This is a genomic window from Flavobacterium cyanobacteriorum (assembly GCF_002251835.1).
GTDB lineage: Bacteria > Bacteroidota > Bacteroidia > Flavobacteriales > Flavobacteriaceae > Flavobacterium > Flavobacterium cyanobacteriorum.
In genome coordinates this window covers 1-13,324 of the sequence record NZ_NOXV01000292.1, presented here as the reverse complement: position 1 = coordinate 13,324, position 13,324 = coordinate 1, and the positions used below count along the sequence as shown (strand labels likewise).

13 protein-coding genes and 2 pseudogenes are annotated in these 13,324 nt (G+C 40.3%); 9 read left to right on the top strand and 6 right to left on the bottom strand.

Going from position 1 to position 13,324, the window contains the following annotated elements:
• Window positions 1-8: 8 nt before the first annotated feature.
• Window positions 9-920 (top strand): glycosyltransferase family 2 protein, encoded by a 912-nt coding sequence (locus tag CHU92_RS11580; protein ID WP_094415732.1) that lies wholly within the window; start codon window positions 9-11, stop codon window positions 918-920.
• Between the two features lie 19 nt (window positions 921-939).
• Here the strand turns inward: CHU92_RS11580 and CHU92_RS11575 are convergent, their stop codons facing one another.
• The gene (locus tag CHU92_RS11575; RefSeq protein WP_094415730.1) at window positions 940-2,160 is read right to left on the bottom strand and encodes a glycosyltransferase; all 1,221 of its coding nucleotides are present in this window, start codon (window positions 2,158-2,160) and stop codon (window positions 940-942) included.
• Window positions 2,161-2,243: 83 nt separating this feature from the next.
• On the opposite strand from CHU92_RS11575, the gene CHU92_RS11570 reads away from it, so the two are divergent.
• The 4 genes and pseudogenes from CHU92_RS11570 to CHU92_RS11555 all read left to right on the top strand — a co-directional run.
• Complete coding sequence (locus tag CHU92_RS11570; protein WP_094415728.1) at window positions 2,244-3,077, top strand: DUF6492 family protein; 834 nt, start codon at window positions 2,244-2,246, stop codon at window positions 3,075-3,077.
• A complete protein-coding gene (locus CHU92_RS11565; RefSeq protein WP_094415726.1) occupies window positions 3,074-4,291 on the top strand; it encodes a glycosyltransferase in 1,218 nt (405 codons plus the stop codon). The genes CHU92_RS11570 and CHU92_RS11565 overlap by 4 nt, the downstream gene beginning before the upstream one ends.
• Entirely contained in the window at window positions 4,284-5,387 is a 1,104-nt protein-coding gene (locus CHU92_RS11560; RefSeq protein WP_094415724.1) for a DegT/DnrJ/EryC1/StrS family aminotransferase, read from the top strand. Before CHU92_RS11565 ends, CHU92_RS11560 begins: the two co-directional genes overlap by 8 nt.
• Window positions 5,384-5,587, top strand: a pseudogene (locus CHU92_RS11555) (L-threonylcarbamoyladenylate synthase); the annotation flags it as partial. The gene CHU92_RS11560 and the pseudogene CHU92_RS11555, both read left to right, overlap by 4 nt.
• A 10-nt stretch (window positions 5,588-5,597) precedes the next feature.
• On the opposite strand, the pseudogene CHU92_RS16145 reads toward CHU92_RS11555, so the two are convergent.
• Window positions 5,598-5,741: pseudogene (locus CHU92_RS16145) on the bottom strand (IS5 family transposase); the annotation flags it as partial.
• A 92-nt stretch (window positions 5,742-5,833) separates the two neighbouring features.
• Between CHU92_RS16145 and CHU92_RS11550 the strand changes: the two are divergent.
• Window positions 5,834-6,499, top strand: a complete 666-nt coding sequence (locus CHU92_RS11550; protein WP_094415720.1) for a DUF4271 domain-containing protein — start codon at window positions 5,834-5,836, stop codon at window positions 6,497-6,499.
• A gap of 20 nt (window positions 6,500-6,519) precedes the next feature.
• Window positions 6,520-7,269 (top strand): uroporphyrinogen-III synthase, encoded by a 750-nt coding sequence (locus CHU92_RS11545; RefSeq protein ID WP_094415766.1) that lies wholly within the window; start codon window positions 6,520-6,522, stop codon window positions 7,267-7,269.
• 138 nt (window positions 7,270-7,407) lie between these two features.
• Here CHU92_RS11545 and pckA read toward each other — a convergent pair whose 3' ends face one another.
• Together pckA and CHU92_RS11535 are read right to left on the bottom strand one after the other, a co-directional pair.
• The gene (pckA, locus tag CHU92_RS11540) at window positions 7,408-9,009 is read right to left on the bottom strand and encodes a phosphoenolpyruvate carboxykinase (ATP) (protein WP_094415718.1); all 1,602 of its coding nucleotides are present in this window, start codon (window positions 9,007-9,009) and stop codon (window positions 7,408-7,410) included.
• An 80-nt stretch (window positions 9,010-9,089) separates the two neighbouring features.
• Window positions 9,090-9,476 (bottom strand): DUF423 domain-containing protein, encoded by a 387-nt coding sequence (locus CHU92_RS11535; protein WP_094415716.1) that lies wholly within the window; start codon window positions 9,474-9,476, stop codon window positions 9,090-9,092.
• Window positions 9,477-9,595: 119 nt separating this feature from the next.
• Here CHU92_RS11535 and CHU92_RS11530 point away from each other — a divergent pair, with 119 nt between their 5' ends.
• Together CHU92_RS11530 and CHU92_RS11525 are read left to right on the top strand one after the other, a co-directional pair.
• Window positions 9,596-10,966 carry a saccharopine dehydrogenase family protein gene (locus CHU92_RS11530; protein ID WP_094415714.1) on the top strand — a complete coding sequence of 457 codons (1,371 nt, stop codon included), beginning with the start codon at window positions 9,596-9,598 and terminating at the stop codon, window positions 10,964-10,966.
• Between the two features lie 106 nt (window positions 10,967-11,072).
• Window positions 11,073-11,543 (top strand): Lrp/AsnC family transcriptional regulator, encoded by a 471-nt coding sequence (locus tag CHU92_RS11525; RefSeq protein WP_094415712.1) that lies wholly within the window; start codon window positions 11,073-11,075, stop codon window positions 11,541-11,543.
• A gap of 137 nt (window positions 11,544-11,680) precedes the next feature.
• On the opposite strand, the gene CHU92_RS11520 is transcribed toward CHU92_RS11525, so the two are convergent.
• Both CHU92_RS11520 and CHU92_RS11515 read right to left on the bottom strand, forming a co-directional pair.
• Complete coding sequence (locus CHU92_RS11520) at window positions 11,681-12,379, bottom strand: zinc metallopeptidase (RefSeq protein WP_207759846.1); 699 nt, start codon at window positions 12,377-12,379, stop codon at window positions 11,681-11,683.
• A 94-nt stretch (window positions 12,380-12,473) separates the two neighbouring features.
• Complete coding sequence (locus tag CHU92_RS11515; protein ID WP_094415710.1) at window positions 12,474-13,175, bottom strand: hypothetical protein; 702 nt, start codon at window positions 13,173-13,175, stop codon at window positions 12,474-12,476.
• Window positions 13,176-13,324: the final 149 nt, after the last annotated feature.

Below are 13,324 nucleotides of genomic sequence, written 5' to 3'. Positions count from 1 at the left end.
AAGATGTTATGGGAAAAGACTTCGATGTATCTGTGATTATTATCAATTATAACTCTTCGGGTTATACTGTGGAATGTGTAAAATCAGTCCTGGAAAAAACCAGTAGTACAATTTCTGCAGAAATAATCATTGTTGATAATAATTCCCGCCCTGAAGATTACTCTGCGCTTGAATTGAGGCTCGCAAAACAGGATAATATAAGACTGGTAAGAAGCCGCATAAATATAGGTTTCGGGGCAGGAAACATGCTGGGGGCACAGTTTGCACAAGGCCAGTACCTGCTATTCCTTAACAATGATACCCTCCTGATGAATGATTGCCTGAGCATACATATTGATTTTCATAAAAATCATCCTGAAGCAGGCGTAACAAGCGCTCAGAACTTTAATGAACAAGGAAAAGCCGTCCCTTCTTTTGATCATAACAAGGGTATCCGGAAGTTAATTTTTGGAAGGAGTTTTTTGGAAAAATATTATCCTGCCACACATCCTAAACGCAAAAGCATCCCTACAGATACAATCCGGACAGATTTTATAAATGGGGCATTTATGTTTTTTAAATCGCGACATTTTGGCCTGGTTGGCGGATTTGATACTAATATTTTTCTCTATTTTGAAGAAATGGATATAAGCCACCGCCTGCTCAGGAACGGATTAAAAACATACCTGCTTCCTCAATCGCAAATTGTGCATTTTCAGGGTGCGAGTTCAGTAAAATCGGTTGCCATGAACAGGGAGGGCCTAATATCCTATTTGTATGTCATAAAAAAGAACTATCCTTATCTTAAGTTCTTATTTATTAAATATTACCTGTTATTCACTTTCTTTTTGAAACCCAAAAAATGGGACACCATAGGTACGGTTTTAAGGAGCGTAAATCTTGACGAGTCGTTAAAACAAAAACAAGTATTTACTAATTAAAGTTTCGGGTAAATTCGTGCTAGTCTTTCAACGTATCAATAACGTTTTGTTCTGCCGCTGCAATAGAAAACGGTTCAATGACTTTAGAAGAATAATCACTGATTTCTTCCCATAGCTTTTGATTGAAATAGAGGTTTATTATTTTTTGCGCAAAATCATGTGCTGTATCTGCCACAATCTCCCTCTCAAAATCACCGAGGTCAAAACCCTCAGCGCCTATTGATGTTGTAATAAGAGGCAGGCTGTTCTCAAGGCTTTGCCCAATTTTACCCTTGATTCCTGCCCCAAATCTGAGTGGCGCCACAAACAATCGTGCTTCCCCAAAATACGGTACTATATCTTCTACATAGCCGGTGACGCTAATCCTGTCAGACTGCAAAGATTTTACAACATCAGTAGGGTTGCTCCCCACTATCGTAAGTTTAATTTCAGGGTGTTGTTCCCATACCCGGGGCAAAATTTCTTTACAAAGATATACAGCGGCATCCTCATTAGGTTTGTGCCTGAAACCGCCAACAAACAGCAAACCCCTACGTTCCCTAAAAGTTTTGCCTTTACTGCTGATGGCTGCAAAATCATGAACATTGCTTATAACCTTCATCTTTTCAGCATCTTTATAAAATGCCAGGAGTGCTTCCTTGTCTTTTTCGGAAATAACTATTATCCTGTCTGCTTTACGGCAGTTATCGAGCTCCAGCGCAAGCTGCTTTTCGGCTTTTTCGTCCACTTTTTTATCATTATTTACTTCTGCTTCCCTCTTAAGCCTGAGATAATGAAAGTCAACCATATCAAATATAACCCGGATCTTCGGATTTAGCCTTTTCACTACCGGGTAATATTTATTAAAGATATCGGGCCTGTGCAACCATGCAAAAGAAATATTTTTAGCTATTGCCTTTATGAAATCTTCCCTGGTTACAAGGTTACCCTTGCTATCAACTGCAGGCTCATAAACAGTAACACCCAGTTCTCTAAAATAGTACACATAGGTGTTATTGTACCTATATTCCTTATAATCAGGCAGGAGAAAAACACTATACCCGTTTTTAAGCAGGAGCTTTATAATTTCTGTAATCCTCCTTGAACCGGAATCTTTATCAAATTCTGGTATGATATAATCAATAATTAAGATACTTTTTTTGGTAGCATCCATTATAGAATAATCTATAACCCTCTGCTTTTTCTTAAGTTGATTTTGGAGTAACCTGAGCCTGAGGTAAAACTTGATCTTATTGTACATGTATTGTCAGCTTAAAGCGGACAAATATAGTATAATAAATATTTTTAAATCTACATTTGCATATTCAAACGTTATAAAACAGTATGCACAAAATTGCAATATTAATTAAAACTTATAAACCTGATTTTGACAGGGTAAAAATGCTGCTTGCTTCAATAGAACAATTTAATGCAGATGCCATACCTGTTTATATAAGCATTAATGATGATGATTTCAGTTTTTTTAAGCAACATCTTAAAACTCATGCTACACTATTAAAAGACAGTGATATATACCACTGTAAAATAACGGATCCTTGGCGATATCAGCAGGTGATTAAAACTAACTTTTATCGCCTTAATGTAGCTGAAAATTATTTGTGTATCGATTCTGACAGCCAGTTCATTAAAGAATTCAGGATTAGTGATTTTATGTATGATGATGACACTCCTTACACAATAATGCATGAATCTAAATCATTTCTTGAAATGGCTGAGAACATAGGGATGGATTCGCAAACAATATTTTTTAAACAAGCCGTTGACGTTACGCGAAAATTACTGGGTACACACGGGAAGTACTGGGACTATGGGCCCTCGCCCTACTTGTGGTCCTGCAAAGTATGGAGACACTTCAATGAAGTTTACTTAGCAGGTAAAGGCTTATCATTTGAAGATTTTTTTGAACAGATCATAAAAGAAGTACCTCCGTCTGAAACCGTTATATACGGGGAATACCTCCTCAAAGAGAGGCTGATTGAGATATATCCTGTAGAAGGATTTTTTAAAGTATATCATTTCAGCAAACAATACAGCATGGAAAAAAAACACCATGATATTGAAAAATTAAAAAAGATATATTTAGGTGTAATTTTCCAGAGTAACTGGCATGGTCACAAGAATCTGTTCTCAAAATTCTTTAATAAACTTTTTAAATGAAAGTCCTGATCATTTCACCCACACCTACCCACCCCACTAATGCCGGGAACCGTTTACGCATACTTTCTTTTTGCGAACTGCTGAAACAAAAAGGTATTGAAATACATTTTCTATATATTGACAATGAAGTAAGCGACATTGCGGTAATGGATAAATATTTTAATAATAACTTATACATTTTCAACCCTAAGAAGTACCTCAAGTCCCTCAACGTAGTGTATACTCTCAGGCATTTCATTTACCGTAAAAAGAAAAGGTTTATAAAGAAAATAAGGAACGTCTTTTTTTCCGGTAACTCCAGGTACAACTATTCCCTGGATTATTATTATGACCCTTTGCTTGACCATTATATTAAGAATTATCTTCTACCTATAGACTTCACGCATGTTTTGGCAGAATATGTGGTATACAGCAAAGCCTTTCTTAACTTTGGGGAAGATGTCCTTAAAGTTATAGACTTACATGACTCGTTGACAGACCGCTACAAAATATATCTTGAAAATAACAAAGTCCCTGAATTTTATTCTTTACATGCCGCCGAAGAATTAGAAGGTATTAACAGGAGTGATTATGCCATTGCCATACAAGCAAAAGATAAAGAGTATTATCAGCCCCGGGTCAAGGCTAAAATTGAAGTTATAGGACATATTACATCATCTAAAAAAATAGCTTCCGGAGACCACAATGCAATTCTGTTTGTAGGATCAGGAAATACAATTAATATAGATGGGATAAACCATTTCATAAAAAATGTATTTCCCTTAATCTTACAGGAAAATAATGCCTGTAAGCTAATTATTGCCGGTAATATTAACGGAGGGATACAGAAAATACTTCTTAATGAAAATATTATTTTTACCGGTAAATATGATGATCCTGAAAATATTTATAATAAAGCCGAAGTAGTAATTATCCCTGTCATATACGGTACAGGGCTTAAAATAAAAACAATAGAGGCCATCTCATTTGGAAAAGCAGTTGTTACCTATTTTGAAGGACTTAGGGGGCTTCCTGAGCCTTCGCCGGAACTGGAGTATTGTAAACTGGCAAAAACTGATGCTGAGTTTGCATATTATGTCTTGCAGTTATTGGCCGATAAACAATCACGTAAAACTATAGAAAATAATGCAATAGCCTTTATAAGGGATTATACTAAGTCCAATATAGATACCTTTGACAAAATATTTAATCAACACGTAATCATTAATGATTAAATTCCTCGACCTGCACAAAATAAACATGCTGCACCAGGATGAAACAGAGCAGCGGCTACTGAAAACCTTCAGGAGCGGCTGGTACCTTTTAGGCCAGGAAGTAAAGCAGTTTGAGCAGGAGCTTTCCGCTTACACCGGCTCCAAACATGCCATAGGCGTAGCCAACGGGCTGGATGCGCTTCGCTTAATCTTCAAAGCTTATATAGAGCTTGGGGAAATGCAGCCTGGCGATGAAGTTATTGTTCCTGCTAATACATATATAGCCTCAGTACTTGCAATTACTGATAATGGTTTGAAACCTGTTTTTACGGAGCCTGATATAAATACATATAATATAGATGTAGCCGGAATTGAGGAAAAAATCACTTCGCGCACAAAGGCAATAATGATAGTGCACCTTTACGGGCAGGCCGTGTTTTCATACGGGCTGGAACAACTGGCACAAAAGCATAACCTGAAGATTATTGAAGATAACGCACAGGCCATTGGTGCCAGGTGGAACGACATCAGTACAGGTAACCTTGGCGATGCCGCAGGGTTTAGTTTTTACCCTTCAAAAAATCTCGGCGCACTTGGCGATGCAGGTGCCGTAACCACCAGTGATGATATACTGGCAAAAACCGTGAGGGCGCTTGCCAACTACGGCTCCGGCGAAAAGTACATCAATAATTATCAGGGCCTGAACTCAAGGCTTGATGAAATACAGGCCGCAGTACTGAATGTGAAACTAAAATATCTTGACGCCGAAAATGTAAGGAGGCGGGAAATTGCCGGCTACTATATACAGAATATAAACAATCCTGGTATTATACTGCCCCAACCCCCTGAAGACGGAACAAATCATGTATGGCACCTGTTTGTAATAAGGACAAAAGAAAGAAACAGGCTGCAGGCATACCTGCTCAATAAAGATATACAGACACAAATACATTATCCTGTACCGCCACATAAGCAGCAGGCTTACAGGGAATATAACCACCTTTCTTTCCCGGTAACAGAAACGATACATAATGAGGTGCTGAGCCTGCCCATAAGCCCGGTATTGACCCTGGAAGAAGCAAGGACAGTAGCTGAAGCCATAAATAACTTTAAATGAACATACAAGACATTAACCAAGAAGTACATAATGCCTATGAAGCAATAAAGAACGGCGGTATAATATTGTACCCTACCGATACGGTTTGGGGTATAGGCTGTGATGCAACCCATGCTGGCGCTGTGAAAAAAATAAATGAACTGAAACAACGCAGCGAAAGCAAAAGCATGATAGTGCTTATGAATGGTGAGCGTATGATATAGAAGTGGTTTAAACTTTTATTTTATTAAATTTCTTTAGTGCGATGATTGTAAAAGCCAGGTAATTAAAGCCTAACCAGCTTGCGGTTGTTGTGTCAAATCGATTTAACAACGACCTAAAGCTATCCATCCAGGCGTTTGCCCTTTCGATNTTCAATAAGCTGGAAATTAATTTAATACAATTTTTGTCGTGTACTTAGAATTATAATAAAATTCTGTGTCCTGAAAAATGAGTAATTTTGCGGCATGACTGATATGGCAATACAGGAACGGATTATAGGCGCAAAGGACTGGGCCACCTTGTTGTTTGTGCTTACTTTTGTACTTATAGCCGTAAACAGGGCCTATTTTGAATCGCGCTTTGCCGAATTTATAAAACTGGCTTTTTCTGACAAATACATCAAAATATATAAAGACAGCGGCAACATGCTGAGCTCATTCACAATATCATTATTTGTAGTGCAGCTCATCTCCTTTTCATTCCTCATACAATTCCTGCTAAGCTATTTCGGCATTTTAGACAAGGCCAGCTGGGTGTCGTATGTCCAGATAATTACGCTCGTAGGGGTATTCATCCTTTCAAAATACCTTATTGAGAAAATTATTGCCACGTCTTTTAATATTGAAGAGTTCAACGAGCAGTTCAACCTGCACAAAGTCAATTACCGGGCATACATAGGGCTTATACTGCTGCCTGTAAACATTATACTGTTTTATAATGAAGCGCCTCACCCTGTTGTACTGTATGTTATTATTACGTTAATTCTTACAGGCTCTGTTGTTTCTTATTTCTTTTCATTACGGCTATACCAAAATTTAATCCTTGGCAAATTGTTTTATTTTATTTTGTATCTTTGCGCACTTGAAATAGCACCCTATTATTTCATGTATCATTGGTTTACAAAAAGCTAGTTTTTAGAAACATGACAATTATGAAAGTGAAAACAATTTTGGTTTCGCAGCCAGAACCTAAAGTGGAAAATTCACCGTACTTTGAAATACAACAGAAGTTAAAAGTAAAAGTAGACTTTAGGCCATTTATTCACGTAGAGGGTGTATCTGCAAAAGACGTAAGGCAGCAAAAAATCGACCTGAATAACTACACAGCCATCATCCTGACAAGTAAAAATTCTGTTGACCATTTTTTTCGCGTAGCCGAAGAGATGCGTTATAAGGTGCCTGAAACCTTAAAATACTTTTGCCAGAGCGAGGCTATTGCCTTTTACCTGCAAAAGTATGTGGTGTACCGGAAAAGAAAGATATATGTAGGCCAGAAAGATTTTGCCGACCTCTCGCCGCTTATAAAGAAGTATAAAGACGAAAAGTTTTTGCTGCCTTCATCAGACCAGCTCAACTTTGATATCCCGCAAACACTGAATAACCTGAAGGTTGACTGGACACCGGGTACTTTTTATAAAACCGTAATGAGCGACCTCAGCGACCTTAAGGATGTATATTATGACATCCTGGCGTTTTTCAGCCCTACGGGTATAAAATCGCTTTTTAAAAATTTTCCTGATTTCCAGCAGAATAATACCCGCATAGCGGTTTTTGGAAGCACCACGCAAAAGGAGGCCCTGGAGCACGGCCTGCGTGTGGATATTATGGCGCCAACTCCCGAAACACCAAGCATGACCATGGCGCTTGAAAAATATATTACAGAAGCTAACAAAGGGAAGTAAACCTCCTGTTCCGGATACAAAAAGCTGCCTTTCGGGCAGCTTTTGCTGTTTTGACCACTACCTGCGGGGTAGGATTATAAAATGAAAGCCACCCAAAGGGTGGCTCAGTATTAAAAAACCTATATAAAATCTAAACACTTATGCCAGAGGGCCGCCTGCCATAATTTCTTCATTGGCAAACTCCTCAAACTTGGCAAAGTTTTTCCTGAAGGCTTCTGCAAGCTCAAGCGCCTTGGCATCATACGCTTCTTTATCTTCCCAAGTGTTGCGCGGGTTCAGTATTTCTGCCGGCACACCGGGACAGCTTTGCGGCTTGGCAAGGCCAAACACTACGTGCTGCTTGTACTCTACGTTATCAAGCTCCCCATTAAGCGCCGCAGTAATCATGGCACGCGTATATTTCAGTTTCATGCGGTGGCCAACACCGTAAGGGCCACCGGTCCATCCTGTATTGATAAGCCATACGTTTACCCCGGCATCCTTCATTTTTTTGCTGAGCATTTCGGCATATTTGGCTGGGTGCAGCGGCATGAATGGCGCGCCAAAACAGGCTGAAAAATTTGGCTGTGGCTCATTTACGCCGGCTTCAGTACCCGCCACTTTTGCAGTATAGCCCGAAATGAAATAGTAAGCTGCCTGTCCCGGTGTCAGTTTAGAGATGGGAGGCAATATACCGAAAGAGTCAGCGCTAAGGAAGAAAATATTTTTAGGGTTCTTGCCTATGGAATCCGGCTGTATGTTATCAATGTGGTATATCGGGTAGCTTACCCTTGTATTTTGTGTAATGGAAATATCTTCAAAATCAACCTCATTGGTACCTTCCTTAAAGATAACATTCTCAAGGATGGCACCACGTTTAATGGCACGGAAGATATCCGGCTCATTTTCTTCCGTAAGGTTAATAACTTTTGCGTAGCAACCGCCTTCAAAGTTAAATACGGTGTTTTCGTTTGTCCAGCCGTGCTCATCATCGCCTATAAGCTTCCGCTGCGGGTCAGCAGAAAGTGTTGTCTTTCCTGTACCGGACAAGCCGAAGAACACAGCGGTATCGCCATTTTCACCAACGTTGGCGCTACAGTGCATCGGAAGGGTGTTTTTATATACCGGAAGGATGAAATTAAGCGCAGAGAATATACCTTTTTTCATTTCGCCGGTATATCCTGTTCCTCCTATCAGCGCTATTTTCCTTGTAAAATCAAGTATGGCAAAGTTATGCTGGCGCGTACCGTCCACAGCAGGGTCAGCTTTAAAGCCCGGCGCGCATAGAACATGCCACTCCGGTGTAAAATTTTCAAGCTCTGACTCTTCGGGGCGAAGGAACATGTTGTAGCAAAACAGGTTAGACCATGAAAACTCAGTTACTACCCTTACATTCATCCTGTAATTAGAATCGGCACAAACATAGCTATCGCGCACATATACCTCTTTGCCAGACAGGTAAGCCGTTACCTTGTCATACAAAGCCTTAAACTTATCGCTGTCAAACGGCAGGTTTACATTACCCCACCACACTTTGTCTTCGGTAATACTGTCTTTAACAATGAAACGGTCTTGTGGCGAACGCCCTGTAAATTCGCCTGTATTTATGGCCAAAGCACCCGTACTGCTTTCAACGCCCTGTCCTTTTTCAATAGTTATGTTATGAAGTTCATCAGGAGAGAGCTGGTATTTAACATTTGCATCTTTAATCCCAAGGTGATCTAACGAAATCGTTTTCGTAAATAGGCCGTAATTATCCATAACTTTCTGATTAAGTTGTGTTAGTAATTAAAGGGCAAAAGTAAAAATTAAATTTTATAAAATAATTAATTATAAAAAATTTATCGCTTTGCTTTAATTATGTGTAAAAAAAGTACTACCCAGGCAGCTATTAATAACAATCCTCCAACAGGGGTTATTATGCCAATTTTCTTAAAATCAAATGAAAACATAGCGTTGCATGCTAAAAAATATAAAGATCCCGAAAAAAACAGTACCCCCGTGGCCACAAGCGCTAAAATTGCCTTCTTTGCCTTTTGCGCAATAAATGGCATACAGCCAGTAAACAATAAAAGAAGCGCATGGTACATCTGGTATTTCACACCGGTTTCAAAAACGGCGAGCATATCAGGGCTTAGTTTTTCTTTCAGCGCATGGGCCCCAAAAGCGCCCAGCACTATCGCAGTAGCCCCTAAAAAGGCGGCAAAAGCTATTATCTTCCTCTCCATAGTTATTACCGGATTTATTGTAAAATTAAAAGTTTTTTGTTATTTAACGGGCAAAAGTTTTTGATAAATATAACAAAGCAGTACTTTCGTGTTATAATTAACAAAAGAAGAGAATCATCATGAGGAATATTTTAATTATTGGCGCAGGCCGCTCAGCCTCGTCATTAATAGAATACCTGTTAAACAAATCAGAGGCGGAGAACCTGCATATTACCATCGGAGACCTTTCGCCTGAACTCGCCCGGCGTAAAACCAAAGGGCACCCGCGCGCTACTGCTATTGCTTTTGACATTTTCAATGAAGAACAGCGCCATAAAGAAATCAACCGTGCCGATATTGTTATATCAATGCTGCCGGCCAGCCTGCACTATGAGGTGGCTAAGGACTGTATACGGTTTAAAAAGAATATGGTTACGGCTTCTTATATAAGCCCGGCCATGCAGGACCTTGATGATGAAGTGAAAAAAAACAACCTCATTTTTATGAATGAGATTGGCCTCGATCCTGGCATTGACCACATGAGCGCCATGAAGGTAATTGACGAGATACGCAGCCAGGGGGGCAGGGTAATTTTATTTGAATCATTTTGTGGCGGGCTGGTAGCGCCTGAAAGCGATAACAACCTGTGGAACTATAAATTTACGTGGAACCCCCGCAATGTAGTATTGGCCGGGCAGGGCGGCGCGGCCAAGTTTATACAGGAAGGCACCTATAAATATATCCCTTACAATAAACTCTTCCGCCGTACAGAATTCATGGAGGTTGAGGGGTATGGCAGGTTTGAAGGATATGCCAACCGCGACTCCCTGAAATACCGCAGCGTTTACGGCCTTGATGATGCCCTTACACTTTACAGGGGTACCCTGAGGCGCGTAGGCTTTTCAAAAGCGTGGAATATGTTCATACAACTGGGGATGACTGACGACAGCTACATTATGGAAAACTCAGAAAGTATGAGCTACAGGGACTATGTCAATTCATTCCTCCCCTACCATCCTACTGATTCCGTAGAACTGAAAATGAGGCATATACTGAAACTTGACCAGGACGACATCCGATGGGACAAACTGGTGGAGCTTGACCTTTTTAACCCAAATAAGAAAGTAATGCTGAGAGATGCCACCCCGGCACAAATACTGGAAAAGATACTTTCAGACAGCTGGACACTGAGCCCGGACGATAAAGACATGATTGTAATGTACCATAAGTTTGGCTATGAACTTAATGGTGAGAAAAAGCAGATAGACTCCACCATGGTATGTATTGGCGAAGACCAGACGTATACTGCAATGGCTAAAACAGTTGGGCTTCCGGTAGCTATGGCAACACTGCAGATACTGAATGGCAATATTAAAACACCGGGGGTGCAACTGCCAATATACAAGGAAGTCTACAACCCAATACTGAAAGAACTGGAAGAATTTGGCGTAACGTTTAATGAGAAGCACGTGCCTTATATGGGGTATAACCCCAACAATGTAGCGAGTTAAAACCACACTCCATAAAACCGGAGCTGCCCCAATTAGGCAGCTTTTTTTATCTATACATTATAATAATGAAGCATTTTTATATATTTATCTTTCAAAATTACTGGTAATGAAACTAAACTCCTTACAAACAGAAATAGACGGCATAGATAAAGAAATACTCAGGAACCTTATGGAAGATGCACGTAAGCCCATACTGCAGATAGCCTCAAAAATCGGGATCTCAGGGGCTGCCATACACCAGAGGCTGAGGAAACTGGAACAGGCAGGTGTGATTGCGGGCTCAAAATTTATGGTCAACAATAAGGTTTTAGGTTACAGCACTATGGCTTTTGTGGGTATATACCTGGAAAAAGCATCAAGTAACAGCGAGGCAGTAAAAGAGCTCAAAAAAATACCTGAAGTGCTGGAATGCCATTATACTACGGGCAACTGGTCGATACTGATAAAGATTATCTGCCGTGACAATGAGCACCTGATGCAGCTGCTCAACAAAAAGATACAGCCGATAGAAGGTGTGTCGCGCACGGAAACATTTATATCCCTTGAACAGCAGATAGAAAGGCAGATACAGTTGTAATTTCAGATTGTAGATTTTAGATTGCAGATTGCAGAATTGGGTATTAAGTGCCGGAACTGCAATAATTCAATCTGAAAAATAAAAAATCCGCTAAAGTTATCAGCGGATTTTTGGGATAAATATATATAGACAGGGATTTATTCCCTGGAACCTCCAAATATCCTGAGCGCAAAATATACGAGCATGGCAAGGGATCCAATTGCTGCCACTACATAAGTGCGGGCAGCCCACTTTAGGGAATCTTCAGCACCGGCATATTCCTGCTGGCTCACCATGTTTTTTTTCTTTAACCAAGCGAGGGCACGGTTACTGGCATCATATTCTACAGGCAGGGTGATGAAGGTAAAAAGCGTGGTAATGGCATATAGTACAAGGCCTGCAACGGCAATACCGAAACCAAACCCGGAACTGGCCATTAAAACGACACCTATCAGCAGTAGCCACTGCGACATCCCCGAGGCAATATTAACCATTGGCACTAATGAACTGCGGAACCGGAGCATGCTGTAAGCCGTGGCATGCTGGACAGCGTGGCCTACTTCGTGTGCGGCAACAGCGGCAGCGGCGGCATTACGCTCATTATACACAGCCTCACTCAGGTTCACCGTTTTATCAGCAGGGTTATAATGGTCGGTAAGGCGGCCCGGGGTTGAAATAACCCTAACATCATAAATGCCATGGTCATGCAGCATCTTCTCAGCAATTTCAGCCCCACTCATACCATTGCGCAGGCGTACCTTGCTGTAAAACTCAAATTTACTTTTCAGCTTACTGCTTACCGCAAAACTTACAATAGCAATTAATCCTAATATTAAAAAAGATCCTAAATCTATCATTTTTATTTTGTTTTACTGTTTTTAAAAAAAATATACAGCAAATTTAAAGCCAATCTTTTCAGGATTGGCTTTGTATGATATTATGTCAGGGTTCTCAGAGCCCTATAGTGATGCGGGCATAAGCGCGCCCAAGGCCGTTCTCTTTTACATTGTTCCTCACATCAGCAAAATCTGAGTCCCACTTGCCGTTGGTAAGCCCCCACTCATAGCCCAGGTTGAACCTTAAAGGGAATGATTTATCCTGGAACAACCCTACCGCTACTGAAGGCCCGGCAAAGAGCATGTCGTTTCTCAGGCTTATATGCCCTGTGTGTGTGGAAGGGTCAAGATCATTAAGGTCTATTTGGTTGCCTCTCCTGAATATATCAGCCTGTGTGCTTATAAAAGAAATATCAGCACCCCCTGAAACAAAGAATGATTTTGTCTTAAACGGTATATAGTGGCCTCTTAGCTTAATACCCCCCGTGGCAGTCCTTATCCTGTTCAGGCTGTTTTTTTCGTCTGAATATCCCGCGGTAGCTTCCACATCAAAAGCCCACTGCTGTAACATGATGTTTACACCAAAGGCAAATTCCGGTATAACTTCTGTCATTTCCGGCACCCCGGCTGATTTAAGTTTGTCGCTGATTTTGTAATCCCCGATAAATGCGGCGCCAAAAGCAGCATAAAAATTAGGCTTTACTCGTTTAACTGTGTCGTTCGATGTTGATGAAGAATAATACTCAACAACTTCCTGCGCAATTGATAATGATTGAAACCCGATGATGCAGATTACTGCAAGTAAAATTTTTTTCATAAAGTTAAAAATTTAATTGATTGATGACAGTAGACCAAACAGCGTGCCAAAATTTTCCTATTAATAAAAATAAAGTGCCCAGAGGTAATATACTGTAGGCACTAAATGAAGTGGTTTAAACTTTTATTTTATTAAATTTCTTTAGTGCG

Bases quoted from the DNA above. Each gene is read 5' to 3' on its own strand.
- CHU92_RS11530 (WP_094415714.1), top strand. From the start codon at position 9,596: ATGAGGAATATTTTAATTATTGGCGCAGGCCGCTCAGCCTCGTCATTA.
- CHU92_RS11570 (WP_094415728.1), top strand. From the start codon at position 2,244: ATGCACAAAATTGCAATATTAATTAAAACTTATAAACCTGATTTTGAC.
- CHU92_RS11535 (WP_094415716.1), bottom strand. From the start codon at position 9,476: ATGGAGAGGAAGATAATAGCTTTTGCCGCCTTTTTAGGGGCTACTGCG.
- CHU92_RS11515 (WP_094415710.1), bottom strand. From the start codon at position 13,175: ATGAAAAAAATTTTACTTGCAGTAATCTGCATCATCGGGTTTCAATCA.
- CHU92_RS11580 (WP_094415732.1), top strand. From the start codon at position 9: ATGGGAAAAGACTTCGATGTATCTGTGATTATTATCAATTATAACTCT.
- CHU92_RS11560 (WP_094415724.1), top strand. From the start codon at position 4,284: ATGATTAAATTCCTCGACCTGCACAAAATAAACATGCTGCACCAGGAT.
- CHU92_RS11575 (WP_094415730.1), bottom strand. From the start codon at position 2,160: ATGTACAATAAGATCAAGTTTTACCTCAGGCTCAGGTTACTCCAAAAT.
- CHU92_RS11565 (WP_094415726.1), top strand. From the start codon at position 3,074: ATGAAAGTCCTGATCATTTCACCCACACCTACCCACCCCACTAATGCC.
- CHU92_RS11545 (WP_094415766.1), top strand. From the start codon at position 6,520: ATGAAAGTGAAAACAATTTTGGTTTCGCAGCCAGAACCTAAAGTGGAA.
- CHU92_RS11525 (WP_094415712.1), top strand. From the start codon at position 11,073: ATGAAACTAAACTCCTTACAAACAGAAATAGACGGCATAGATAAAGAA.
- CHU92_RS11550 (WP_094415720.1), top strand. From the start codon at position 5,834: ATGACTGATATGGCAATACAGGAACGGATTATAGGCGCAAAGGACTGG.
- CHU92_RS11520 (WP_207759846.1), bottom strand. From the start codon at position 12,379: ATGATAGATTTAGGATCTTTTTTAATATTAGGATTAATTGCTATTGTA.
- pckA (WP_094415718.1), bottom strand. From the start codon at position 9,009: ATGGATAATTACGGCCTATTTACGAAAACGATTTCGTTAGATCACCTT.